General features: G+C 59.1%; 25 protein-coding genes and 1 tRNA gene. 17 read left to right on the forward strand and 9 right to left on the reverse strand.

The genetic code is table 11. The annotated features are described in order from the left end of the window. Positions 1-19 precede the first annotated feature (19 nt). Genes leuC through EL217_RS05295 form a run of 3 tightly spaced genes read left to right on the forward strand, consistent with a single transcriptional unit; the run spans position 20 to position 2,888 of the window. The gene (leuC, locus tag EL217_RS05285) at positions 20-1,441 is read left to right on the forward strand and encodes a 3-isopropylmalate dehydratase large subunit (protein ID WP_023017841.1); all 1,422 of its coding nucleotides are present in this window, start codon (positions 20-22) and stop codon (positions 1,439-1,441) included. 22 nt (positions 1,442-1,463) lie between these two features. Next, positions 1,464-2,054: a 3-isopropylmalate dehydratase small subunit gene (gene leuD / locus EL217_RS05290; protein WP_126318903.1), complete on the forward strand. Its 591-nt coding sequence runs from the start codon at positions 1,464-1,466 to the stop codon at positions 2,052-2,054. 48 nt (positions 2,055-2,102) lie between these two features. Beyond that, positions 2,103-2,888, forward strand: a complete 786-nt coding sequence (locus EL217_RS05295; RefSeq protein ID WP_023017842.1) for a hypothetical protein — start codon at positions 2,103-2,105, stop codon at positions 2,886-2,888. A gap of 45 nt (positions 2,889-2,933) precedes the next feature. Here EL217_RS05295 and EL217_RS05300 read toward each other — a convergent pair whose 3' ends face one another. Beyond that, positions 2,934-3,932: an NUDIX hydrolase gene (locus EL217_RS05300; protein ID WP_023028732.1), complete on the reverse strand. Its 999-nt coding sequence runs from the start codon at positions 3,930-3,932 to the stop codon at positions 2,934-2,936. 150 nt (positions 3,933-4,082) lie between these two features. Between EL217_RS05300 and EL217_RS05305 the strand changes: the two genes are divergently transcribed. Both EL217_RS05305 and EL217_RS05310 read left to right on the forward strand, forming a co-directional pair. Next, positions 4,083-5,081: an NAD(P)H-dependent glycerol-3-phosphate dehydrogenase gene (locus tag EL217_RS05305; RefSeq protein WP_126318906.1), complete on the forward strand. Its 999-nt coding sequence runs from the start codon at positions 4,083-4,085 to the stop codon at positions 5,079-5,081. A 22-nt stretch (positions 5,082-5,103) separates the two neighbouring features. Next, on the forward strand, positions 5,104-6,171 hold the full coding sequence (locus tag EL217_RS05310) for a D-alanine--D-alanine ligase family protein (RefSeq protein ID WP_126318908.1): 1,068 nt from the start codon (positions 5,104-5,106) through the stop codon (positions 6,169-6,171). Between the two features lie 15 nt (positions 6,172-6,186). On the opposite strand, the gene EL217_RS05315 is transcribed toward EL217_RS05310, so the two are convergent. Next, the gene (locus tag EL217_RS05315; RefSeq protein ID WP_126318910.1) at positions 6,187-7,086 is read right to left on the reverse strand and encodes a DUF3515 domain-containing protein; all 900 of its coding nucleotides are present in this window, start codon (positions 7,084-7,086) and stop codon (positions 6,187-6,189) included. Here EL217_RS05315 and EL217_RS05320 point away from each other — a divergent pair. From EL217_RS05320 to EL217_RS05355, 8 genes are read left to right on the forward strand one after another with little or no spacing between them, the layout of a single operon-like run. After that, entirely contained in the window at positions 7,034-8,071 is a 1,038-nt protein-coding gene (locus tag EL217_RS05320) for a thiamine-phosphate kinase (RefSeq protein WP_126318911.1), read from the forward strand. The genes EL217_RS05315 and EL217_RS05320 overlap by 53 nt on opposite strands. 2 nt (positions 8,072-8,073) lie before the next feature. Further along, complete coding sequence (locus EL217_RS05325) at positions 8,074-8,712, forward strand: uracil-DNA glycosylase (RefSeq protein WP_126318913.1); 639 nt, start codon at positions 8,074-8,076, stop codon at positions 8,710-8,712. 10 nt (positions 8,713-8,722) lie between these two features. Next, entirely contained in the window at positions 8,723-10,075 is a 1,353-nt protein-coding gene (locus EL217_RS05330) for a DAK2 domain-containing protein (RefSeq protein ID WP_126318915.1), read from the forward strand. Positions 10,076-10,077: 2 nt separating this feature from the next. Further along, positions 10,078-12,204 (forward strand): ATP-dependent DNA helicase RecG, encoded by a 2,127-nt coding sequence (locus EL217_RS05335; protein ID WP_126318917.1) that lies wholly within the window; start codon positions 10,078-10,080, stop codon positions 12,202-12,204. A gap of 19 nt (positions 12,205-12,223) precedes the next feature. Next, on the forward strand, positions 12,224-12,436 hold the full coding sequence (locus tag EL217_RS05340) for a biotin/lipoyl-containing protein (protein WP_005282633.1): 213 nt from the start codon (positions 12,224-12,226) through the stop codon (positions 12,434-12,436). Beyond that, on the forward strand, positions 12,437-13,039 hold the full coding sequence (rsmD, locus tag EL217_RS05345; protein WP_126318919.1) for a 16S rRNA (guanine(966)-N(2))-methyltransferase RsmD: 603 nt from the start codon (positions 12,437-12,439) through the stop codon (positions 13,037-13,039). It abuts the gene before it with no gap. Positions 13,040-13,054: 15 nt separating this feature from the next. Continuing rightward, a complete protein-coding gene (coaD, locus tag EL217_RS05350) occupies positions 13,055-13,528 on the forward strand; it encodes a pantetheine-phosphate adenylyltransferase (protein WP_126318921.1) in 474 nt (157 codons plus the stop codon). After that, entirely contained in the window at positions 13,525-14,271 is a 747-nt protein-coding gene (locus EL217_RS05355) for a sulfite exporter TauE/SafE family protein (RefSeq protein WP_005280302.1), read from the forward strand. Before coaD ends, EL217_RS05355 begins: the two co-directional genes overlap by 4 nt. A gap of 28 nt (positions 14,272-14,299) precedes the next feature. On the opposite strand, the gene EL217_RS05360 is transcribed toward EL217_RS05355, so the two are convergent. The 5 genes from EL217_RS05360 to EL217_RS05380 all read right to left on the reverse strand — a co-directional run bounded on the left by EL217_RS05360 (position 14,300) and on the right by EL217_RS05380 (position 18,163). Further along, complete coding sequence (locus EL217_RS05360; protein WP_005282644.1) at positions 14,300-15,064, reverse strand: amino acid ABC transporter ATP-binding protein; 765 nt, start codon at positions 15,062-15,064, stop codon at positions 14,300-14,302. Beyond that, a complete protein-coding gene (locus tag EL217_RS05365) occupies positions 15,064-16,017 on the reverse strand; it encodes an amino acid ABC transporter permease (protein ID WP_005282650.1) in 954 nt (317 codons plus the stop codon). The genes EL217_RS05360 and EL217_RS05365 overlap by 1 nt, the downstream gene beginning before the upstream one ends. Next, positions 16,010-16,897: an ABC transporter substrate-binding protein gene (locus EL217_RS05370; RefSeq protein WP_126318923.1), complete on the reverse strand. Its 888-nt coding sequence runs from the start codon at positions 16,895-16,897 to the stop codon at positions 16,010-16,012. The genes EL217_RS05365 and EL217_RS05370 overlap by 8 nt, the downstream gene beginning before the upstream one ends. Further along, positions 16,897-17,733: a DUF368 domain-containing protein gene (locus EL217_RS05375; RefSeq protein ID WP_126318925.1), complete on the reverse strand. Its 837-nt coding sequence runs from the start codon at positions 17,731-17,733 to the stop codon at positions 16,897-16,899. The genes EL217_RS05370 and EL217_RS05375 overlap by 1 nt, the downstream gene beginning before the upstream one ends. A gap of 356 nt (positions 17,734-18,089) precedes the next feature. Further along, positions 18,090-18,163 (reverse strand) — tRNA-Leu (locus tag EL217_RS05380). 144 nt (positions 18,164-18,307) lie between these two features. Between EL217_RS05380 and polA the strand changes: the two genes are divergently transcribed. Genes polA through EL217_RS05395 form a run of 3 tightly spaced genes read left to right on the forward strand, consistent with a single transcriptional unit; the run spans position 18,308 to position 22,310 of the window. Continuing rightward, positions 18,308-20,956 (forward strand): DNA polymerase I, encoded by a 2,649-nt coding sequence (polA, locus tag EL217_RS05385; protein WP_005280307.1) that lies wholly within the window; start codon positions 18,308-18,310, stop codon positions 20,954-20,956. Positions 20,957-20,960: 4 nt separating this feature from the next. Continuing rightward, positions 20,961-21,911, forward strand: coding sequence for a DNA glycosylase AlkZ-like family protein (locus EL217_RS05390; RefSeq protein ID WP_126318927.1), 951 nt, complete (start codon positions 20,961-20,963; stop codon positions 21,909-21,911). A 27-nt stretch (positions 21,912-21,938) separates the two neighbouring features. Next, positions 21,939-22,310 carry a hypothetical protein gene (locus EL217_RS05395; RefSeq protein WP_126318929.1) on the forward strand — a complete coding sequence of 124 codons (372 nt, stop codon included), beginning with the start codon at positions 21,939-21,941 and terminating at the stop codon, positions 22,308-22,310. Here the strand turns inward: EL217_RS05395 and EL217_RS05400 are convergent. Then, entirely contained in the window at positions 22,274-22,741 is a 468-nt protein-coding gene (locus EL217_RS05400) for an RDD family protein (protein WP_126318931.1), read from the reverse strand. The genes EL217_RS05395 and EL217_RS05400 overlap by 37 nt on opposite strands. A 10-nt stretch (positions 22,742-22,751) precedes the next feature. Beyond that, a complete protein-coding gene (locus EL217_RS05405; protein WP_126318933.1) occupies positions 22,752-23,483 on the reverse strand; it encodes a class I SAM-dependent methyltransferase in 732 nt (243 codons plus the stop codon). 249 nt (positions 23,484-23,732) lie between these two features. Between EL217_RS05405 and rpsA the strand changes: the two genes are divergently transcribed. Further along, entirely contained in the window at positions 23,733-25,196 is a 1,464-nt protein-coding gene (gene rpsA, locus EL217_RS05410) for a 30S ribosomal protein S1 (RefSeq protein ID WP_005280312.1), read from the forward strand. Positions 25,197-25,352 lie beyond the last annotated feature (156 nt).

Below are 25,352 nucleotides of genomic sequence, written 5' to 3' on the forward strand. Positions count from 1 at the left end.
CAAGTGTGGAGTGATGTTTATGAACCAGAAGCTGACCTTGGCTGAAAAAGTATGGCGCGACCACGTTGTCCAAGAGGGCGATGCAGGTGCACCAGACCTTATCTATATTGACTTTCAACTTTTGCACGAAGTTACCAGCCCGCAGGCCTTTGATGGGCTGCGACTGCAAGGTCGCACTATGCGGCACCCAGAATTGCACCTGGCAACCGAGGACCACAACGTGCCGACGCTGGGGATTAAATCCGGCAACCTCTTAGAGATTAAGGATGAGGTATCGCGGACCCAAGTTTCCACCTTGCGCAAGAACTGCGAAGAATTTGGCGTGCGGTTGCACGCGATGGGCGATGAGCAGCAAGGCATCGTGCACACCGTGGGCCCACAGCTGGGCATTACCCAGCCCGGCATGACGATTGTGTGCGGCGATTCGCATACCTCTACCCACGGCGCATTCGGTTCCATCGCCATGGGCATTGGAACCTCAGAGGTAGAGCACGTCATGGCCACCCAGACGCTGTCTTTGAAGCCATTTAAAACGATGGCCATCGAAGTCACCGGGGAATTGCAGGAAGGCGTTTCCGCCAAGGACCTCATCCTTGCCATCATCGCCAAGATCGGCACCGGCGGCGGCCAAGGCTACATCATCGAATACCGCGGTGAAGCCATCCGCAAGATGTCCATGGAAGCCCGCATGACCATCTGCAATATGTCCATTGAAGCCGGTGCCCGTGCCGGTATGGTTGCGCCCGATGAGACGACGTTCGAGTATGTCAAGGGCCGCGAGTTCGCTCCTAAGGGCGCCGACTGGGATGCTGCGGTGGAGTACTGGAAGACGCTGCCTACTGACGATGGCGCCGAATTCGATCGCGTCGTAGAAATCGACGGCTCAGCATTGACACCGTTCGTGACCTGGGGAACGAACCCGGGCCAAGGCCTGCCGCTGGGCGAAACCGTACCGGATCCAGAAGACTTCGGCGATGACAATTCCAAGGCCACCGTGAAAAAGGCATTGGAGTACATGGACCTGCAACCAGGTACCCCACTGCGCGATATCAAGATCGACACCGTCTTCGTGGGATCGTGCACCAATGCGCGCATCGAGGACCTGCGCGCCGCCGCTGAGGTGGTCAAGGGCCGCACCATCGATTCCACTACGCGCATGATCGTGGTTCCTTCCTCCGCGGTGGTCAAGGCCGATGCGGAAAAGGAAGGCCTTGACCGGATTTTCCAAGACTTCGGCGCAGAGTGGCGCACGGCGGGATGCTCCATGTGTTTGGGCATGAACCCCGACCAACTGAAACCAGGGGAGCGCTCCGCATCCACGTCCAACCGCAACTTTGAAGGCCGGCAGGGCCCTGGCGGGCGAACCCACCTCGTTTCCCCACAGGTTGCTGCCGCTACCGCCGTCACCGGATACCTGTCCAGCCCGGCTGACCTGAAATAAGCACGCGAGAAAGGTTGAAACAATGGAGAAATTCATCACCCATACCGGCACCGGAGTCCCGCTGCGGGCGTCCAACGTGGATACGGATCAAATCATCCCCGCGCGCTACCTCAAATCGGTCAAGCGCACGGGCTTTGCGGAGGGGCTGTTTTCCAACTGGCGCGCCGATTCCACCTTCGTACTTAACCAGGAGCAGTTCAAGAACGGCTCCGTTCTCTTCGCCGGCCGCGACTTCGGCACCGGTTCCTCGCGCGAGCACGCAGTGTGGGCTTTGCGCGAATACGGCTTCAAGGCTGTCTTCTCCTCCCGGTTTGCGGATATCTTCCGCGGTAACTCAGGAAAGTCTGGTCTGCTTACCGGGCTGATGGAACAAGAAGACATCGAGCTTATTTGGAAGCAGCTGGAAGCGGGGGAAACCCAAGTTACGGTCGATCTGGAGGCGCGTACCGTTCAGGTTGGCGAAAACACCTACTCATTCGACATCGATGACTACACGCGCTGGCGCCTGATGGAAGGCCTTGATGACATCGGCATCACCCTGCGCGATGAAGAGGCGATCACGAGCTTCGAGAACTCCCGCGCCAGCTTTAAGCCCGCGGTTCACCCGGAATAGCGGCAGCACCGTAGCCGTGAAACGGGATTATCCACTATTGTCTGCGGTATGACTTCGCCTTATTCCGGTTCACGCGACCACGACGGATACAATCCCTATTCCCAGCAGCCCTATTCAAATGGGCAGCCGGGATATTCCGGCGAGCCGCCCGCCCCAGGCGGCATAGATACCGTCAGCATCATCGGCGATAGCTTCCGCTATTTCGGCCGCAATTGGGTGCCGTGGCTTTTTGCCCCGCTCGTGCAGATGGTCGTCCTTTTTGTCGCTTACGCCGTAATCGCCGTAGTCTTTGCCGCCGGTGGCGGATCTCTTTCCATCGAGGCGTCGACCGAGGGAGCCTTAGACGGTTCCCTTGGCGTACTGGGCGTGCTGTTACTTATTCTCGGGGTAATAGCCCTGTTAGTTATTTATCTGTGGGCAAACGCCATCTGGTACCAAGCCGCTACTAAGCAGGTCAACGGCCAGGACTTAACTTTCGGGGATTTCTTTACCGTTAAGGGCATGGGCGGCATCATGCTGGCATACCTCGTGACCAGCGTGGTCATCGGCATGGGCTTTGTCTTGCTCATAATCCCCGGACTTTTCGCCCTGTTCTTCTGGTGGTGGGTCCCAGCCGTCAAGGCAGCACGCCCTGACCTAGGCCTAGGGGCCTGCTTTAAGCTTTCCGCGGAGATCGCAAAGAGGAACATCGGCACCACCTTCCTGGTGGGCATCGTCCTCATCATCCTTTACATGGCGCTGGGCTCAACCGTGGTGGGCATCGTCGTGCTGCCGGGGCTCATGGCTTTGGCCCCCACCTTGTTCGTGCGCCGCAACCTCGGCATGCACGGCTAGGGAGGCGGGGGCTCGCTCGCCTCAAGCCAGCTAGCGCCAAGCCAGCTAGCGCACCGGCAGGGGGCTGGGAAGATAATCTGCCCCGGTTAATTCACCATTATTGAAGGACAAGACCCACACCGAGGCCTTTTTAAACTTCAATTCCTCCTGTGGCTTCTTGAGGAATTGCGGCGCCAAATCCTCGATGATGCCGGGGATGGTCTGTCCCTGGCTGATAATGACCGGCACCCCGCCGTCTTCAACTACGCGGCGGAAAGCCTTCTTGGCGGCCGCCGGGTTCTTTTCCCATGCCTCGTCGCCAAAGTCCTTATTAATGGCGATGTCCTTGCCCAGTTCGTCGGCAAGCGGCGCGGCGGTTTGCTGGCACCGGTGCGGGCGAGCGGAATAGATCGCGGTGGGGTGGTAGGCCGCCAGCATGGGCACGAGCATTTCTGCTTGCCGACGCCCCTTCTTATCCAAAGGCCGCAGGTTGTCATCGCCCTCCCACTTTTTGCGGTCGTGGGCGTGGGCGTGGCGAACGTACAATAGGCGCGTTGTGGGGGCGAGCTGCAGCCGCTTTTGTGCCTTGGAGACGACGTCGTTGTCCACGTCATAGGACAAAAACTGCTGTGCTTGGTCAATGGGCACCCAGCGCAGCTCATCGGTCTCATCATTGGGGGTATAGGTGCCGCTGAGGTAGAACGCCGCCCAGTAATAGACCACCTTGGTGCGCCCCTGCACGGGGTAGGTGACCTTGCCAATCAACTTGCCCAGGCGTACGTGGAAGCCGGTTTCTTCCTCAATTTCGCGCGCCGCGGTGGTAGGCAGGGATTCGCCTGGATCCACCTTTCCCTTGGGCAGGGACCAATCGTCGTAATGCGGGCGGTGGATGAGTGCGATCTCTGGGTTCGCGGGGTCGCCGCGCCAGACTACGGCGCCGGCGGCAAGGGTAGTGCGGGGAAATTCCTTGGCTGGATCCACCGGAATTTCTTGGTGCCGGCCGGAAATGAATTTTTCGGACTTTTTATCTTTATCGGTCTCGTGCATCTTCTTCGCGCTCGGCATAGCTTTTCGTGCCTTTCTTCGGTAAGTGAAAAATTGGCGTTAACCTCATCATCATTGTTCCACGGGGGAGATCCCTGCCGCATCCTTGCCACGCCCGGAGTGATAAATGCCTTAAGGTGGAACTAATAGGAAAAACGTTTGGAGGAAGCCATGGTAAAAGTAGCGGTAATGGGTGCCGGTTCCTGGGGCACCACCTTGGCCAAGGTATTTGCGGACGCAGGAAACGATGTCACCCTGTGGGCGCGCAGGACCGAATTGGCGGAAGCGATCAATGAAACGCATACCAACCCTGACTACCTGCCGGATGTCCACCTTCCGGCGGCACTGCGCGCCACGCACGATGAGGAAGAGGTGCTTTCCGGCGCGGATATCGTGGTCTTCGGTGTGCCATCGCAGTCCCTGCGCGCCAACGTGGAGCGCTGGGCGCCCGCATTGCCCGCGGATTCCACGCTGGTCTCCATTTCTAAGGGCGTAGAAACCAGCACGCTCAAGCGCATGAGCGAAGTCATCGTGGATGCAGCGGGTGTGGATCCGCAGCGCGTGGCGGTTCTATCTGGGCCCAACCTAGCCAAAGAAGTAGCAGCGGGGCAGGTTACGGCCACGGTCATCGCCTGCACCGACGAAGAGCGCGCCAAGGCGGTACAGGCGGCCATCGCCGCGCCCTACTTGCGGCCCTATACAAATACCGATGTCATCGGCGCGGAGATCGGTGGCGCGTGCAAAAACGTCATCGCCTTGGCCTGCGGCATGGCCTCGGGTAAGGGCTTGGGCAATAACACCATGGCCACGATGATTACCCGCGGCCTGGCGGAAATTACGCGCCTGGGCACGGCCTTGGGGGCGGAGCCATTTACCTTTTCCGGCCTGGCGGGTTTGGGCGATTTGGTCGCCACGTGTAACTCCACGCTCTCGCGCAACAGGACCTTCGGTTACCGCCTTGGTCAAGGTGGCAGCCTAGAAGAAGCGAAGGCGGCCACCAATGGACAGGTGGCAGAAGGCGTGTTTTCCTCTGATTCCATCTTCCGCCTAGCCCAGCAGGCTGGGGTAGAGATGCCCATTACGGAAGCCGTCTACGGCGTGTGTCATCAGGGCATGGCTGTAGACGATATGATCATTGCCCTTATGGGTCGCTCCAAGAAGTCGGAGTAGCAGAAAGGTAAAATCATCGCCCATGACTGAAAAGACCCGCGTGGCCGTCCTTTACGGTGGCCGCAGTACCGAGCACTCCGTGTCCTGCGTATCCGCAGGCGCAATTATGAAGCACCTCGACCCGGAAAAATTCCAGGTGGTGCCCATCGGCATTACGCGCGAGGGCACGTGGACACCGGGCGATACCGAGGGTTTAGAAATCGTCGATGGCGTCATGCCTGAGGTCAAGCGCGGCACGGAATTGGCGCTTTCTGCGGATCCAACGCGCAAGGGCGAAATCCGCGCGATTAGTGACGGTTCGCTGTATGCCCAGGTTGACGTTATCTTTCCCATTCTCCATGGACCCTATGGTGAAGACGGCACTATGCAGGGGCTTTTCGAGCTCTCCGGAATCCCTTATGTGGGCCCCGGCGTATTGGCGTCCTCGGTGGGAATGGACAAGGAATTTACCAAGAAGATTTTATCCGCAGCGGGCCTGCCGGTGGCACCAGAGGTCATCGTGCAGGGTCGCACGGAATTGACCGTGGAAGAAAAAGAACGGCTTGGCCTGCCGGTCTTCGTCAAGCCTGCCCGCGGGGGCTCCTCGATTGGCGTCTCCAAGGTCAGCGACTGGGCGGATTTCCCAGAAGCCGTGCGCATTGCCTTGGAAGACGATGACAAGATTTTGGTCGAGCCAGAAATCGTCGGCCGCGAGGTAGAGGTCGGCGTCCTGCAATACCCAGATGGCGAGCTTATTGCCTCTGTGCCGGCGCTGCTTAAGGGCATCGATGACTCCGATGAAGGGTTTTATGGTTTTGAGACCAAATACCTAGATAACGTGGTCACGGCCCAAATTCCCGCGCCTTTCCCAGAAGAACTCACGGCGCAATTGCGCGATATGGCGATTCGGGCCTTTAAGGCGCTTAACTGCACCGGGCTGTCCCGCGTGGATTTCTTCGTTACCGAAGAGGGCCTGTACATCAACGAGGTCAATACCCTGCCGGGATTTACCCCGATTTCCATGTACCCGCAGGTGCTGGCGGCCTCTGGCGTGGATTACCCCACGCTGCTTGAGGTGCTCATCGCCAGCGCAGAGGCCCGCACTGCGTAGGTCTGCGGCTTCCTTTTACCTTTCTGGGACGTGCTTCGCGGTGATATCGCTGAGCGCCACCAGTGCTGCCTGCGCGGAATCCTGCGGGGCGTGCAGCGCTAGGTAATTCTCGCGGCCGAGCGCAAACCAGGTTCCTGCGGTCGTGCCTTGGGCCAAGGTCGTATCCTCAAACCAGGCAATATCGTTGACCTGCTGGAGCTGCACGCCAGCCTCGTAGTTTTCTGGCTGGGCGACGCCACAGCGCGCGACGATGTCCTCGTGCCCCTCAGAGCTCCACACGTAGGTGTCCTTATCGTCCACCTCGCGGCGGTGGTACCCATCCGCAATCTCATCCGGTAGCGCTTTTTCTACCGCGGCGCAGCGGTCATTTTTTGCCGCCTTAAGATCGCGCAAGGGTGCCGGGTGGGCCTCGGCCGGCTTGTTCTCCAGGGTGGCAACGGCCTCGTTGAGGTCTTGCGGCTTTTCATCATTAAAGGTCGTTACCGCCACGACCGGGAAGCGCTGGGTCGAATACCAGGTAGAGAGGTTAGAACCAGAGGTCGCATCCTTGACCTTGAACCACTGCTCACCATCGACGTCTTGCGTGGTGGAGTAATCGGTGTACTGGAAGGGCATGGCAACACCGCAGCGCGCCGTCACCTTTTCCTGGGAGTTAGCGGCCCAGGCGGCAACGCCGGCGGGGACGGGCTCTGCAATATCGGCGCGCGGTTGGCCCATGGCTTCATCGGGAAGCGCATGCACGAAGTCCGTGCACGCCTGCGAATCGGCCTCTGGCGAATCCACCGGGGAGACCGCCACGGGGGCCTTGGCCGTGTTTGTGAATACGTATTTCGCGCCGAAAAGGACCGCTAAAACCATCACTATGGACAACCCAAGTGAAATGAAGATCGCGGTGCGGTTAAATTGGGATGTCATAGGGGTTCATTTTATCGAAAGGATGCCGGTGAACTTAAGTCAGACTCTCGCGGACGTGGGGGAGCAGGCGGTGATTCGAGAAATCACCGCGGCCGCTCCCAGCAGCTTGAATGGGGATGATGCTGCTGTGCTTTTCGCGGCACCGCCCAATTCGCGCACGGTGGCCTCTACCGATCTGATGGTAGATGGCCGCCACTTCCTGCGGGAATGGTCCACCCCGCGCGAAATCGGTAAGAAGGCCATCCTGCGCAACTTCGCCGATATCGAGGCCATGGGCGCGCGCCCAGTGGCGGCCCTTTTAGCCATCGCCGCACCGGGTGATACGCCGGTGAGTTTTGTCAGGGGCGTGGCTAAGGGCATCGCCGAGCATTGCTCTTTCTACAACGCCGAGCTGGTGGGCGGGGATATTACGAAATCGGACCTGCTGGTTATCAACATCACCGCCATCGGCTTTTTGGGCGGTAGCCGGGCAGCGTTGACCCTTGATGCGGCGCGCACGGGCCAGAAGGTCGTAGCCCACGGCGCGATTGGCCATGCGGCGGCGGGCTTGTCGTTGCTGCAGCGTTTTGGCCGCGATCTACCGGCAGAGCATGCGGATTTGTACCCGCTTATTGATGCCCACTGCGCCCCCTGGCTCAGCCCCGGCCGCGGCGTTATCGCCCGCGCCGCCGAGGTCACCGCAATGACCGATAATTCCGATGGCCTCATCCAAGACTGCGGAACCATGGCGCAGCGCTCCGGGGTGCACATCGATTTGGATGCCGATGCCATCCAGCCCGATCCGCTCCTGCATGCCGCGGCCGCCGTCCTCGATTGCGATCCGTGGCAGTGGGTCCTGGCCGGCGGCGAGGACCATACCCTGATTGGAACCACCGCGAAGCAGGCGCCTTCGGGGTTCCGGGAAATCGGCACCGTCTCGCGCGGGAGCGGCATCACCGTAGATGGTCAACGACCCCGTTATGCAGAAGGGTGGGCAGGATTTTAGATATGCACCCGACTTACCATCCCTCGTGGGAACCGGTTCTCGCGCCGGTGCTGGAGCAGCAGTGGCCACGTATTTCTCAGGCGCTGGACAACCAGGATTACCTGCCGCCGGCAGAAGACGTGTGCAGGGCATTGCAGATGCCGCTTGAGGATGTCCGCGTGCTCATCGTTGGCCAAGACCCCTATCCCACCCCGGGCCACGCGATGGGGATGGCCTTTTCCACCAAGCCGGGGGTCAAACCCCCGCGCTCCTTGGTCAATATTTACCGTGAGCTGTATGACGATGTGGGCGTTCGCGGGCGCGAAGACGGCGATCTGAGCGCCTGGGCCGACCAGGGGGTACTGCTTCTGAACAGGGTGCTGACCGTGGCGCCGGGGCAGACGGGATCGCACCGGCGCATCGGCTGGGAAGAGGTGACCGAGGCCGCCATTCGCGCCCTTAACCGCACGCCTATGGTGGCCATTTTATGGGGCCGCGATGCCCAATCCTGCGAGCGCTTCCTTCCCGATGTGCCCTGCATTACCTCGCCGCACCCGTCGCCGCTTTCGGCCAGCCGCGGGTTCTTTGGGTCCCGCCCATTTTCGCGGGCAAACGCCCTTTTGCGGGACCAAGGCGCGCGAGAGATCGCGTGGGACTTGTAAACTATTGCGCATGTCATACCCCAGCACGCTGGACGCTCACGGATTGCGCAATTGGGCGCACCGCGCTGTAGGCGAGCTTTCCCATCGGCGCGCCGAAATCAATGCGCTCAACGTTTTTCCGGTGCCGGATTCTGATACCGGCTCGAATATGGCGCACACCATGGAAGCCGCCGTCGCCGAGGTGGAAAAAGGCGACGGCGACGTTGCGGCCGCGCTTGCGATGGGGGCCGTGCGCGGGGCGCGGGGAAATTCCGGAATGGTCCTCTCGCAGGTCTTGCGCGGGGTCGCGGAGGCCACCGTGGATTCCACCATCGATGGCGCCATCTTTGCAGCTTCGCTTATGCATGCGGTAGAGCTCGTGGACCGCGCGATTGCGGAACCGGTGGAAGGAACGGTTATTACCGTACTGCGATGCGCCGCAGAAACAGCGGAAAGCACCGCGCGGCAACCCGAATCTAGTTTTCACGGCGTCGTAGCGGAGACGATTTCCGCCGCCCAGAAAGCCCTTGCGGAAACACCCTCGCAGCTGCCAGAACTGCGCGCAGCCGGGGTCGTGGATGCAGGCGGTGCCGGTTTAGTCATCCTTTTAGAAGCCCTCCTCGCAGAAATCGAGGGCACGACTAGCCACGCAGCCGAATCCATGCCGGAGGCCGTCACCGAACTTGAGGTGGTCTTCTTTTTCGAAGGCGATAGCGCGGTACTGAAGGAGAAGATTGCTCCCTTGGGCACGAGCTTGGTCATCGCGCAAGCAAGCGACGATAGCGCTTCGATCCACATCCATTCCACCCAAGCCGGCAAGGTCATCGAAACCGCCTTTGCCGCAGGATCTGTCAGCAACCTGCGCCTTGAGGCACTTCCGGAAACCTCGGCCCCGCGCGGAGACACTGGCGCCGGTCATACGCGCACCGTCTATGCCGCGGTGCCCGCCGGCCCCATGGCCGAGCTGGTGCAGTCCGCTGGGGTTACGGTGGTCGAACCAGGAGAAACCATCCACGCGGCGGGCGAGGATATCGTTTTATCCAGCGGGCTAGAAGAACACGCAACTGCAGCGCATACCGTGGACATTTCTTCCCTTGCGGCGGGGCTGCCCGCCATCTCCGTCTATGAACCGGATAATGCGGATACCGCCGCGGTCGTAGAATCCATGCGCGATGCTGCGCAGTCGATGCGGGTGGCGCACCCAACAGAAGAAACAGAGGCAGCCATCGCGCAGATGTGCCGCCAGCTGCTTGCCGCAGGCGGAGAACAGGTCACGGTCATTAGCCCACTCAAGATCTCGCAAGAAGCATTGGCGGCAGAGCTCGGCGTCGATGTGGTTGCCTTGCAGGTGCCGGATATTCCCACCGAGATTGGGGTGGAATAGCGATGCTTGGCTGGCAGGATGACCGCCCTTTGACCGATGTACTGGATAAAAAAGACGCCACGAAGATCACCAAGGCGCTGGGATATAAGACCTGCGGGGAGCTCTTGGCGCACTATCCGCGCGATTACATTCGCCATAATCAAGACGTGGGGCTTGGCGATGCCGCCGAGGGCGATATCGTCACCGTCACCGGAACAGTAACGGGAATAACAACCCGCGATACGGGGAAGACGACCATCATCAACGTCCAGCTTGATGGTCATATCATCGCCACGTTTTTTAATGCCATGTACGTTTTGCGCATGCTCCACCGCGGGCAGCGGGTGATGATGAGCGGAAAATTGAAGTACTTCCGCCAACAGCCCCAACTACAACAGCCGGATTTCGTAGAAATCGATGCCTTCGGGCGCCCAGACGGGGAACTCGCCGCCTACCAGGCGCCTGCGGCGGGAAAGAAAAAACCGCAGAAGGCGACCGGGTCCCTGCGCAACCTGTCCCAATTCGGACGGCTCGATAAATTATTGCTCGAGCGGGAATGGATCCCGGTATATCCCGCCACGGCAAAGATAACCTCGTGGTACCTCATGGGGGCAATCCACTACGTGCTCGCGCATACCCCCACCATCCGGGAGCCTTTGGACCAGCAGATGATTATCAGCCTGGATCAAGCGGTGCGCGAAATCCACGAGCCCGGCGCGGCTGGCCCACAGCGCGCGATCCAGCGCCTTAAGTACAACGAGGCGCTTTCCATTGGCCTGGTCATGGCGCTGCGCCAGCGCGATGCGCATGCGCACACGGCGCCGACGATGCCCGCCATTTTGGGCGGTTTCCGCGAAGAGTTATTGACGCACCTGCCCTTTGAGCTCACACAGGGCCAGCGCAGGGTCATCACTGAGATTGATGATGACCTGTCTGGTTCCTTACCCATGATGCGCTTGTTGCAGGGCGAGGTGGGCTCGGGAAAAACCATGGTCGCCACCTGCGCCATGCTGCAGGCCATCGATGCCGGAAGCCAGGCGGCGCTGCTGGCTCCCACCGAGGTCTTGGCCTCCCAGCACGCGGCCTCTATTGGCACGTCGGTTCCAGACGGTGTCAAGGTTGTGCTCTTAACCGGCTCCATGCGGACCGCCGAGAAGCGCCAAGCCCTCCTGGATATCGTCTCGGGTGAGGCGAATATCGTCATCGGCACGCATGCCATCATTCAAGAATCGGTCGAGTTTTTCGATTTGGGCTTGGTGATCGTGGATGAGCAGCACCGCTTTGGCGTGGAGCAACGCGATAGCCTGCGCTCTAAGACGCGCGAGGGGATAAGCCCCCACGTCCTGGTTATGACGGCAACCCCCATCCCGCGTACCATCGCCATGACGATTTTCGGCGATCTCGCCGTATCGACGCTCGCTGAGCTGCCCGGCGGGAGAAAGCCGATCCAGTCCGCCGTGGTGGCGGAGTGGCGACCCATTTGGGTGGCGCGGGCGCTTGAGCGCATTCGCGAGGAAGTGGCGCATGGCCACCAGGCGTATATCGTCTGCCCGCGCATCGAAGGCGAGGGCGGCGTGCTTGAACTGGCGGAACAGCTTGCTGCTGGCCCGTTTAAGGGACTGCGGGTAGATATCTTGCACGGCAAGATGCCGAATAAGGATGAGGTCATGACCTCATTTGCCCGGGGCGAGATCGATATCTTGGTATCCACCACGGTCATCGAGGTGGGCGTCGATGTTCCCAACGCCACGGTCATGCTCATCCGCGAGGCAGAGAACTTCGGCGTCTCCCAGTTACACCAATTACGCGGGCGCGTAGGCCGCGGCGGCAATGCGTCCATTTGCCTGATGCATACGAAAGCGGAGGATAATTCGCCCTCGTATAGGCGCATAACCCAGATTGCCCAGACCTCGTCCGGGTTTGACCTTGCGGAATTAGACCTTCGGCAACGCCACGAGGGCGATATCCTGGGTGCGGTGCAATCTGGTACGCACCGGACGCTGCGGTTGCTCAACCTTGCCGATGACCAAGATATTGTCGAGCGCACTCACGCGGATGCGTATGCCATGGTCCAGCGCAACCCCCAGTTGGCCGAAGAGCTGACGCGGAATTTGAGCCAAAGCGAGCAGGAATACTTGGAGAAAAACTAAGAGGGGATAGGCTATAGGTATGAAAATCTACGCCCCCTTCGCGGGCATCGTTCGCTGCCATGTCGATGTAGGCGAGAAAATCAGCACTGGTCAGGAGCTAGCCACCGTTGAGGCAACGAAGCTGGAATCGCCGGTCGTGTCCCCTGGTCCAGGGACGATCTCTCGCATTGCGGTGGCGGATTTTAGCGATGTTATTGGCGGAGACTTAATTATGGAGATTGGAGAAGCGTAAATGACGCGGATTATTGCAGGCGAAGCGCGGGGGCGGACTATTAAAGTTCCGGCAGAGGGAACCCGCCCGACCGCTGATCGCGCGAGGGAAGGCCTGTTTTCCTCGTTGAATGCCCGCTGGGGGTTCGCAGGCTCCACGGTGCTTGATCTATTCGCTGGATCCGGCGCCTTGGGGCTGGAAGCATTAAGCCGTGGGGCAGACGAGGCGGTGCTGGTGGAGTCCAACCCTGCGGCGGTGTCCATCATCAAGCACAACATAGGCGTGGTGAAACATCCCGGTGCCCGCGTGGAGGAAAGGAAGGTATCTACGTACCTGGCCAGCGCCCCGCGCGGCTACTTTGATCTGGTTCTAGCGGATCCGCCTTATGCGTTTGACGATGTCGCCGGGCTCATCGCCGCAATAGAGCGAGTGCTTACAGATAGCGCAATGGTGGTCATTGAACGCCACGTCGAATCGCCCGAGACCGACTGGCCCGAAGGTTTTGAGCCGACGGGGCAGAAATTAAAGAAGCGTACCTTCGGCATCGCGCGCATGGATATGGCAGTCTATACCCGTCCCGGTACCGACGATGCCGACGAAACCGATGACACCTTAGATAACTAGAGAAAGCGATATTTTATGACCACAGCCGTGTGTCCCGGGTCTTTTGACCCCATCACTCTTGGCCACGTTAATATTTTTGAGCGCGCCAGCCAGATGTTTGATGAGGTTACGGTGCTCGTTACTGGCAACCCAGAAAAGCCTTCCGGGTTATTTAGCGTGCACGAACGCATGGATCTCATCCGGCAAAGCGTGGATGCGCGTATTAACGTGGACTACTGGTCCGGCCTGCTCGTGGACTATACCTCGCAGCACGGCGTCGACGTTTTGGTCAAGGGACTGCGTTCTTCCCTGGACTATGAATACGAACTGCCGATGGCCCAGATGAACCGGCGCTTGTCCGGCATCGATACGGTCTTTTTGCTTACCGATGAAAAGTACGGCTACATCAGCTCTTCGCTATGCAAGCAGGTCGCGCAATTCGGCGGCGAGGTCACCGGCATGCTTCCTGATCCGGTAGTACAAGCGGTGAAGGAAAAATACCGCCGATGATATTGGCGCTGATTATTTTTGCCGTCGTTGTCGCGGGATCCACCCTGCAACGCGTCTCTGGCATGGGGCTTGGCCTTATTGGCGGGCCAATTCTGATGCTGGTCATGGGCCCAGTAGAAGGCATCCTCGTGATCAACGTCTTGGCGGCGGTCAATGCTCTGCTTACCACGGTGACTGTTCGCCGCAATGTCAGTTGGAGAATGTTTGGGCTCATCGCGCCCGTGATGATTATCGGTTCTCTGGCGGCCGCGGCGTTGATTAGCAAGATCGATACCGCAGGGCTATTGATAGTGGTGGGTGCAGCACTGCTTATCGCCCTGGCGGTGGTGACCTACGGCGCTAGGTTCGTCCCGCCGATGGAGGGCAAGGGCCCGGCCATCTCCGCGGGCATCCTTGGCGGATTTACCAATACCTTGGCGGGAGTGGCAGGCCCAGTCATTACCGTCTACGCCCAAGCGGCCAAATGGCCGCAAGCAATGTACACGGCGACCTTGCAGCCGATCTTTGTGGTGGGCGGGCTCTTTTCCGTTATCACCAAGACCGCGCTCGGTGCTGCGACATTCGATGGCCTGCCCTGGGTTATTTGGCCCGCAGGCATTGCCGGCATGTTCATCGGCATCTGGCTGGGCTCGCGCATCGCGCATATCGTGTCCAGGGATATCGCGCGCGCACTGTCGCTATCGGTAGCTAGCCTCGGCGCTCTCAGTGCGCTGATTCGCGGCGTCGTCACCTACGGTGCCTAGGGCGCGGCTGACACCGCGCGAGGGCTACCTAAAGCAGCGAGGACAAGAACTCTTTGGTGCGCGGCTGCTGGGGGTTGTCGAGCACTTCAGCCGGGGTACCGGACTCTAAGACTACGCCGCCGTCCATGAAGAAGATTTTATCGGCGACCTCGCGCGCAAAGCCCATCTCGTGGGTAACCACGAGCATGGTCATGCCCTGGGCCGCGAGATCCTTCATCACGCGAAGTACCTCGCCGACGAGCTCGGGATCCAGGGCGGAGGTAGGTTCATCGAAAAGCATGAGCTTTGGATCCATCGCCACGGCGCGAGCGATGGCAACGCGCTGCTGCTGGCCGCCGGACAGCTGGACCGGGTAGTTATCGGCCTTCGCCGCCAGTCCCACCTCATCTAACAGCTCCATGGCACGCTTCCGGGCCTTATCCTCTGGCACCTTCTTGACCTGCATCGGTGCTTCAATGATGTTTTCAATCACCGTGCGGTGGGGGAAGAGGTTAAAAGATTGGAATACCATGCCGATATCGGAGCGCTGCTTCGCAGCTTGCTTCTCGCTGATTTCGTAGAGGATTCCGTTCTTTTCGCGGTAACCAATGAGCTCACCATCGACATAAAGTCGGCCCGCCGTGGCCTTATCCAGGTGGTTAACGCAGCGCAGGAAGGTCGACTTACCTGAACCGGAAGGGCCTAAAAGACAGGCAACTTCGCCGGGCTGGACCTCTAAATCGATGCCCTTGAGCACCTCGAATTGCCCGAAGGATTTGTGCACATTCTGGGCGGAAATCATGGGAGTAGTCATTAGTTTTTACCCTCCTGGATTACAGAGACGTTGCGGGGGATAGTACCTTCGGCATCGGCAAGCGCGGCAAGTTGGCGCCCGGTGAGCTCGCGGGTGGCGCCGCGCTCAAAGTGGCGCTCGAGGAAGTACTGGCCCACCATGAGCAGGGAAGTAATGACCAAGTACCACGAGGCGGCGACCATCAAGAGCGGAATGGGCTGGAAGAGGGCTGCAGAAATATCGGTGGCGCGGCCGAAGATCTCGTGGGTATAGGGGATGGCCACCACCAGTGACGAGGTCTTGAGCAGGGAAATGAACTCATTGCCTGTCGGCGGGATGATAATGCGCATCGCCTGCGGCAATACGGTGCGCCGCATGGTCATCCACCAAGACATGCCGAGGGCTTTGGAGGCTTCCTTTTGGCCTTCTGGCACCGAGGAAATGCCAGACCGCACGATTTCGGCCATGTAGGCGGCCTCATTGAGCCCCAAGCCCATGACCGCCAAGAAGAAGGCATTGGTCAACACGCTTTGCAGGGAGACCTCTGCAAAGCCCAAGTTGATGGATTGATAAATCGCAGATAGCAAGCCCCAGAAGACAAGCTGGACATAAATCGGCGTGCCGCGAAAGATCCACAGGAAGATCCAGGAAATGGCGCGCAGGATGGGGTTGGGCGACATGCGCATTACGGCGAGGATGGCGCCGCCTATCACGCCAATGATCATGGACAAGATGGTGATCGCAATCGTGTGCAGAGAGGCGATGGCGATGCGCTGATCAAAGAGATACTGGAAGTACGTATCCCACCCAAAGGCCTCATTGCGCGCGGAGGCAATGACAAACCACAGACCAAGAATGAGCAGCACGACCGCGCAGAGCCACCGCCAAGGGTGGCGCAGTGGCCGGGCTTCGATCTTGGCGGGTGCCTCCTGCTGTGCCGTGGGGCCGGTTGCCTCTTTGTGCTCGTTAACCATTGATGGGCCTTTCATTAATCATCGCCTGGTCTACTAATCCATCTTCAATTCCCCAGCGGGCCAAGATCTCCGCGTACTCACCGGTATCAATGAGGTGTTGGAGGGCAGCGGCTGAGGCCTTGCCCAAGTCCGAATCCTTCGGAACTGCGAAGCCGTAAGGAGAGGCCTGGAACATATCGCCCACTGCGCGCATCTTTCCCTCGGAGCGATTGACCGCCCAAGCCGTTACCGGCGAGTCTGCGGATAGGGCATCGGCGCGGCCCATCAGGACGGCGAGCGCGGCGTTATCCCCAGTGTCATAGGACAAGACGGTGAGATCGCCATCGCAGGCTTCTTGCTTGGGGCGCACATCATCGGTCTCTGACACGGTGGTGCGCTGCACGGCGACGGTCAAACCGCAAGGGTTTTGGGGATCGACCTTATTGGGGCCATCGACAAGCTCTGCCCACTGGATGCCCGCATAGAGGTGGTCCACGAAGTCGAACTCATCGCGGCGATCGGCCGTATCCGTAAACCCGGAGGCCCCCATGTCTATCTGGCCGGACTGTACCGCCGGCAAGATCATGGAGAAGTCTTGCTCCAGCGCCTGGAATTTCAGGCCCAGCACCCCGGCTACGGCGCGGGCTAGGTCGAGCTCTACGCCCTGCAGATCTCCGTGGGAGTCCTTGAGCTGAAACGGGGCATAGGGCGGGTTTGTTCCCGCCGTCAGCACGCCATCATCGTCGTGGTACATCGCGGCGATCTCTGGAACCTCGCTGGTCTGTGGCTCCTCCCAGCCCTCTGGAGTCGAATCCTCCTCGTTGACCACGCACGCGCTCAAGGGCAGTACACACGCCATCACGGCGGCCGTTAGTGGTCGATGATTAATCGCCCAGGGCATTAATATTCCGCCGTCCTTTCATCGATGGCTTGTGCGTTCCTGCGGTCTACGTAGATGAAGATGGACACGACGATGGCACCAAGGATGAAGTATCCGATGATGGCGCCCGAAGAGGCGTCCTGGTCCGCACCCCAGGGCCACAGGGCGCGCAGGGATCCCAGCATGAAGCCCGCCATGGCGGCCAGGGTGGGAGCGCGGTGGGTGCTGAGCAAATAGTTGAGCAATTTGATAAATGCGGCAAGGCCGCACAGGGCGCCTAATGCAAAGACACCCATGGTGCCTAACTCGCGGTCCGATACCGCACCGATGATCGGCTGATATAGCCCCATAGTCAGCAAGATGAGCGAGCCGGAAATACCCGGCAGAATTAGCGCGCATACAGCAATCGCTGCGGCAAAGAAGACCACGATAAGGCTCGGGTCATCCTGCGGCTCGGAGGTAAAGCCCGTGACGATAAAAATCACGACGGCAGCAGCGATAAACGCGATGATGGAGGAGGGGGCGGTGCGCTCCGCCTTAGACAACATGGAAAGCGGAACGATGATGGAGATGACCACCATGCCTAAAAAGAGCGCGCTGGAGGCAGAGACGTTGTTGTCGACGAAGTTGGACAGGAGCGTGGAAAAGCCGAAAACGGCGATGAGCATGCCGACGGCGACGGAGCCCAGAAAGGACCACTCGACCTTTTTAAAGTTGCCGGAAATGAGGTCATTGGCATTGCGGACGGCGCGCTCATAAATCCCCACGATGAGGGCGACGGTTCCGCCGGAGATGCCGGGAACTAGCTCGGCCATACCGATAAGGGCGCCACGAATGGCGTTCAAAATAAAGTGCATAAATTAAAAATCTACCTGGGTATAAGACATGACTGCGGTTGACGGGCCACTCGGGGTGTCAAAAACTCGTGGCTCAGAACCGAACCGTGGGGCGACGCTGCGCCCGAGGTGGCCTAATCCTGCATATCTTTCATTACTTTAACGGTTATCTACCCTATATGAGATGGGCGTGTGCTTAAAGTCTCGAGGTAAGAGGGTATTATTTTGCAGCATTCATGGTTCTCGGGCGTTGTGTAAATATGCAATTCGCGGAAGGATATACGCTGAATCGAGGCCGCAGTAAGAGAAAGAAAGTGGCATGACGAAACCCCGCTTCCTTCATGGATATGTATCCGGAAGGAAGCGGGGTTGTACTGTGCCCCTGGTGAGACTCGAACTCACACTGGACGGGTTTTGAATCCGTTGCCTCTGCCAATTGGGCTACAGGGGCAATCAAAAGCGAGCGCCTTTGACTGTTGGAAATACTAGCGCAGAGGTTGGCGCAATTCCTAATTGGGGTCCCCGTCCAGTAAAAAAGCCAGCTCAAGACGGTGAAGCTGGGTGGGGTATCGCCGTGTCCACGGTGTTGCCTAGTATGGGGCAGGTGACTTCCAATAAGACCCGCCTTTTGCTCATTGACGGCCATTCCATGGCATTTCGTGCCTTTTATGCCCTGCCGGTGGAAAACTTTTCTACCTCCGGCGGCCAGCACACCAACGCCGTGTATGGCTTTTTATCCATGCTGTCCAATATCGTCTCTGAGGAAAGGCCGGATGCTATCGCGGTTGCCTTTGACGTTGGCCGGAAGACTTTCCGCACGGAGATGTTCCCGGATTATAAGGCGCAGCGCGAGGCCGCGCCGGAAGAATTTAAGGGCCAAGTAGACATCATTCGCGATACCTTGGAGACCTTGGGTATTACGACGCTCTCGCGCGAAAATTACGAGGCCGACGATATTTTGGCCACCCTAGCAACCCAGGCGCAGGACTACGAGACGCTGATCGTTACCGGTGATCGCGATTACCTGCAGCTGGTTACGGATTCGACCACGGTGCTCTATCCCATGAAAGGCGTATCCACGCTGCACCGGTTTACCCCAGAAGCCGTCGAGGATAAATACGGGCTGACCCCCGCGCAGTATCCCGACTTTGCTGCCTTGCGCGGCGATCCTTCCGATAACCTCCCCGGCATTCCCAAGGTGGGAGAAAAGACCGCCACCAAGTGGATAGTCAAGTATGGAGACTTGGCTTCGCTGGTAGAGCACGCCGAAGAAATCAATGGCGTGGTGGGAAATAACTTCCGCGAACGCATCGAGCAGGTGCAGATGAACCGGAAGCTCACCCAGATGATTACAGATATGGACTTAGACGTCGGCCCGGATGATCTGGCATTCAGGGAAGTCAAGGTTGCCGATGTTGCCGCGAAGTTCGATGAACTGGAGTTTGGCACCAACCTGCGCGATCGTGTCTTAGCGGCCATTCCCAACGATGGCGCTGAGGCCGCTGAGCAAGTTGCGGATTCCCCAGATGTCGAGCTCACCATCGATGACGCCTCCCTGAGCGAATGGTTACCTAACCGCGAGCACGTAGCCGTGTATGTGCAAGGTGAGGGTACCCCGGGCCAAGGCGATGCCTCTGCCATCGCTTTTGTGGACCGCAACCACCACGGCTTGCAGGTAGAACTCGGGGAGCTTTCCGCCGATGAGGAAAAGGTCTTGGTCCAGTGGCTAGAATCGCCGGCCCCTAAGTATTTCCACGCCGCGAAGGCCGCGTTCCACATGCTGGCAGGGCGCGGCATTGAGCTCGACGGGCTTGCGCACGATACGGCCTTGGCGGCGTATATCCTGCGCCCAGGCCAGCGCACCTACGAGCTTTCCGATGTCTACCAGCGCCACCTTCAAAAGTCCCTCGGCGCCGCCACGGAGCAGATGTCGTTGCTCGATAGTTCCTCCCTGGTGGATCAGGCGGCGGCAATCATGGAGCTGGCGGAAAAACTCACCGCGGAGCTGCAGGACATCGACTCTTTCGAGTTGTACACCGACCTGGAACTGCCGCTGGTGACCATCCTGGCGCGCATGGAGGCTACGGGTATCGCGGTCGATGTAGATATTTTGGAAACCCAAAAGGATGCCTTTGTGGAGCAGGTCGCGGAACAGGAACGCTCCGCGCGCGAGCTTGCTGGCGATGAAAAGCTCAACCTAAATTCTCCTAAGCAGCTGCAAAAGGTGCTTTTTGAGACCTTTGATATGCCCAAGACGAAAAAGACGAAAACGGGCTATTCCACGGCCGCGAAGGAAATCGAGCAGCTGGCTATCAAGCACCCGCACCCGTTCTTGGATCACCTTTTGGCTCACCGCGAGTACCAAAAGATGAAGACCACGTTGGAGGGCCTCATCAAGACCGTCCAACCGGATGGCCGCATCCACACCACCTTTAATCAGACGGTGACCTCGACGGGGCGTTTGTCTTCGACGGAACCCAATCTGCAAAACATCCCGGTGCGCACTGAGGCCGGTCGCCAGATTCGCTCGGCGTTTATCGTAGGCGAGGGATTTGAGCAGCTAATGACCGCGGACTACTCGCAGATTGAAATGCGCGTTATGGCGCACCTGTCTGCCGATCCCGGGCTGATTGAGGCCTACAAGGCCGGCGAAGATCTGCACAATTTCGTTGGTTCTAGGGTCTTCGATGTGCCCGTGGATCAGGTGACTCCTGAGCTGCGCCGCCGAGTAAAGGCCATGTCCTATGGCCTTGTCTATGGCCTGTCCGCGTTTGGACTTTCGCAGCAGCTGGGAATCCCTGCCGGTGAAGCCAAGTCGATTATGGAAAGCTACTTCGAGCGCTTTGGCGGCGTGAAGAAGTACCTGGATGATGTCGTGGAGCAAGCCCGCAAGGATGGTTATACGGCCACGCTCTTTGGCCGCCGCCGCTACCTGCCAGAGCTCAACTCCGATAACCGGCTGGCCCGCGAAAACGCGGAGCGCGCTGCGCTCAACGCCCCGATCCAGGGAACGGCCGCGGATATCATCAAGGTCGCGATGATTCGCGTGGACCGTGCGTTGCGCGATATGAAATCTCGTGTTTTGCTCCAGGTACACGATGAATTGGTGGTGGAAGTCGCCCCCGGCGAGGCCGATCAAGTCCGCGAGATTCTTGAGCGCGAGATGGATTCTGCCATCGAGCTGAACGTGCCACTCGAAGTCTCTGCAGGTGCCGGTACGGATTGGGACGCCGCGGCCCACTAGTTCGATGATGACGCTTAACCGGCGCGAACGCGCCCGCATGCGCTTGGCCGCCCAGGGGCTCACGGCCCAACGCTGGCACACCGCTGCAGAGGCGGTTCGCGCCTTTGGCGTTACGCAAGGCCAGGACCTGCATTCGGTGCGCCGGTCCTTGGCGCTGCGCGCAACGGATGAATCGGATAAGTCCGAGATCGTGCGCGGCTATGCGATGCGCAATACGCTATTCGCCGCCTCCGTCAAGGATATGGGCTGGATAACCGAGCTATGCGCGAAGCCTCGAAAAGGCGATGCAGCGGTACGGGAAGCCGTGCTTCAGCTTATCGATGCCCCATTAACGCGCGCAGAATTGAAAGCACGCGCCGCCCGGGCCTTGCCCGAGCTACCTTTCTGGCACGTGGTACGCATCGCCATGGAAAGCGGGCATGCGTGTTATGTAGGCGAAGAGCAGCTCATTACTCCGGTGGAGTTAGACGGCCTGGAGGCCCTCTTTAACGGCGACTCGGTGGCCGCCACGACGGAATTGATGACGCGCTATTTTCGCACCCATGGTCCGGCGACGCTGCAAGACTTTGCGTGGTGGTCCAAGCTGCCCCAAAAGCTCATTCGTCCCGCAGCGGAGAATTTGCCGGATGACCTCATCCGGATAGGTAGGGAAGGCGAGGAGCTGGTCTCTACAGAGGTGCTGGAGCTGCCAGAGGTGAGAAGGAAGAAATCGGTGCTGCTATTGGGCGCCTTTGATGAATACATTTTGGGCTACCAAGATCGACTTTTTGCCATGTCAGCGGATATGCACCACGCGCTCGTTCCCGGGAACCAGGGCATTTTCCGCCGCGCCATCGTTATTGACGGCCAAGTGCGCGGCATGTGGAATAAGCAGGGGATTGAGGACTGGGGTATTCCCGCCTACGCGTCACGCCGCGTGGAACGGCAGTGGAAAGACTGGCTGAGAAGTGCGTGAAGCAGATGAGGATTTTAAAGTAGTTCCATGGAGTTTCTCGGAAAACGTATTACCTGGAAGTCCCATCCCTACGTCTTGCGCTTTTTTGAGACTACGTGGGCAGTCATGGTCGCATACCCGGCGGGACAAATTGCTGAGAGCGGTTTAAAAGAAGCAGTAAGCAGCGATAAATCTTACTTCATTTTCTATGCGGTTATAACTTTTGGGTTTTTCCTTTCTGCTGGCAACGCCGCCAGAGAAGGCGAGAACCCGTGGCGCTACCGAATACAGGCGGCCGGTGTAATGATCGCGGTAACTGTCATTGCCGTGGCCTTCCCGTATTCGTGGGTATTTGCGCTCATTACTATTGCTGCCGTGGTGTACTACCTCTGGCCGTGCATCGCGGTGGAATCCTCCTGAGGTCGCTTTTCCACTAGGCAACCGGCCAAGAGGTCAAAGGGTGTTTGGCCGATGGCTAAAACCGAAAGGCCTAAAATCGCAAGGATAATGCCGTCGATGTTCCAGCCGGTAAGCGTCAGGGGCGTGAGCAGCAGCCACGAATTGCGCAGGCACGCGGTGACAAACGGCGAGCGGGCCGGGATGATTTCGAGCTGCATCGACCATTTGCCCAGGGACGTAGACTTTTTCGTTTCCACCCACACGCGGTAGATATAGAAGACCACGGCGAGAGCGACCGCCTCGTAGATCTCTTCGGGGCGGCCGGATAAGGGGGTACCGGCAAGAGCATTAATCACCCACCGCACCACGGTGACGATGGCGGCCACGAGAAAGGCGTCGATCCACCACGCCACGGCGCGGCGCAGGGCAATTCCTAGTCTTTCGGCAATCATGTTCTCTACGTTAGCTGTATGCGCGGCAGATGAAAATCATGCTGCCTGGGAAAACTTCCCCGCGCTGCGGGGACCACTGGCCCCACGTGATGTCTAAGCCTTCGGGCCATTCCGGTTCAATGATGTCCTCGATGAGGAATGGTCCGCGACCTTGGAGCGCGCGGAACCAATCGCTGATGGTGCGGTGAAATTCGGCGTAGGTGAGCGTCCCGGCGGAATCGTGTTCCAGATAGGCGCGGTCGAAGTAACTTATCTCAGCGGTGAGGCTGGTGAGATCATCGGGGAAGATCCAGCGCATTGGGTGGGTCACGGAGAATACGAAGCGCCCACTTGGGCGCACAACGCGGGCAACTTCCGCGAGCGCGGCATCGAGATCGGCGAGGAAGGGGAATGCGCCGAATGCAGAGAATGCCACGTCAAAGGAGTCGGTGGCGTAGGGCAGTGCCAGCGCATCGGCTTGGATGAGCGCCAACCCGGGATCTGCGTGGGCGAGCATTCCGCGGGAAATATCGCAGCCGGTGGCAAAGCGGGCGCGGGTGCTGAGCCACTGGGTGCAGGCGGCAGAACCGCAGCCGATTTCGAGGACGGCGGCAGAGGAGACATCGCCAAGCAGCTGCGCATCGGCCTCGTGCAGCATCTCTGGGCACCAATAAAAAGAGGAAAGGTACTCGGGGTGCTCGGCATGGTAGTTGGCCGCATCACCGTCCCAGTGGGATTGATTGGCGTGAGAAGGCGAAGTCACTGGGGTGGGTTACCTTTCTGGTTGGCGTCCAATATTTGCCGTATAAGCTGGACAGATGTAGGCTTTTACAAGCATGTCTATGCCACGGGTTGTTGCAGGCTATTGTAGGAAAGCTTGGGGCAATCACGCGGCGGGATCGAATGTGGCCTCTATCTCCTGTATTTGTGCAGCGCAGATGGGCTTTTAATTCGAGAGACACGCAGTTGTCCACGAACGATTTCCTACATTTATTCGGAGCATTTTTACAATATGCCATCTTCTACTACCCCTCAGGTTGCGATCAACGATATCGGAACCGCAGAGGACTTCCTCGCAGCTGTAGACGCCACCATCAAGTACTTCAACGATGGTGACATTGTCGGGGGTACCGTCGTCAAGGTTGACCACGACGAGGTACTGCTGGACATCGGATACAAGACCGAAGGTGTTATCCCTTCCCGCGAGCTGTCCATCAAGCACGACGTCAATCCCGACGAAGTTGTCGAGGTCGGCGATGAGGTTGACGCGCTTGTCCTGACTAAGGAGGACAAGGAAGGCCGCCTGATCCTGTCCAAGAAGCGCGCACAGTACGAGCGCGCTTGGGGCGCCATCGAGGAGCTGCAGGCCAAGGAAGAGCCGGTTACCGGTACCGTCATCGAGGTTGTTAAGGGCGGCCTCATCCTGGACATCGGCCTGCGCGGCTTCCTGCCTGCTTCCCTCGTTGAGATGCGTCGCGTCCGCGACCTGGAGCCCTACATTGGCCAGGAGCTGGAAGCTAAGATCATCGAGCTGGACAAGCAGCGCAACAACGTTGTCCTGTCCCGCCGTGCATACCTGGAGCAGACCCAGTCCGAGGTCCGTTCCGAATTCCTGCACCAGCTGCAGAAGGGTCAGGTCCGCAAGGGCGTTGTCTCTTCCATCGTCAACTTCGGCGCCTTCGTCGATCTTGGCGGCGTCGACGGCCTGGTTCACGTGTCCGAGCTTTCCTGGAAGCACATCGACCACCCATCTGAGGTTGTCACCGTTGGTGACGAGGTAACCGTTGAGGTTCTGGACGTTGATCTGGACCGCGAGCGCGTTTCCCTGTCCCTGAAGGCAACCCAGGAAGACCCATGGCGCGTCTTCGCCCGCACCCACGCTGTGGGCCAGATCGTTCCGGGCAAGGTCACCAAGCTCGTTCCGTTCGGTGCGTTCGTTCGCGTCGAGGAAGGCATCGAGGGCCTGGTTCACATCTCCGAGCTGGCTCAGCGCCACGTCGAGGTTCCGGACCAGGTTGTCACCGTTGGCCAGGAAGTTATGGTCAAGGTCATCGACATCGACCTCGAGCGTCGTCGTATCTCCTTGTCCGTCAAGCAGGCTGACGAGGACTACTCCGAAGAGTTCGATCCGTCCAAGTACGGCATGGCTGACTCCTACGACGAGCAGGGCAACTACGTGTTCCCAGAAGGCTTCGACCCGGACACCAACGAGTGGAAGGAAGGCTTCGACGAGCAGCGTCAGGCTTGGGAGGCACGCTACGCAGAGTCCGAGCGCCGCTTCAACCTGCACACCGCTCAGATCGAGCGCAACCGCGCTGCCGCCGCAGAGGCTGCAGAGTCCGCTGAAGCATCCTCCAACTACTCTTCTGACTCCACCGATGCAGCTCCGGCATCGGAGACTCAGGCAGAGTCCGGCGGATCCTTGGCTTCTGACGAGCAGCTCGCCGCACTGCGCGACAAGCTCGCCGGCAACTAAGACGCCTTTGGAGCTTAGGGTGAGATAGTCCCTAACTCCACGCAGCTGCACTAGCCGCGTCCTTCTCCTTCGGGGAGGCAGGACGCGGCTTTGTGACTTTTATGACAGTATATGCAAACGATTGCCCGGTATTTTTCGTTTGCGGGTTCTTGACCT

This window comes from Corynebacterium segmentosum, from assembly GCF_900637825.1.
GTDB lineage: Bacteria > Actinomycetota > Actinomycetes > Mycobacteriales > Mycobacteriaceae > Corynebacterium > Corynebacterium accolens.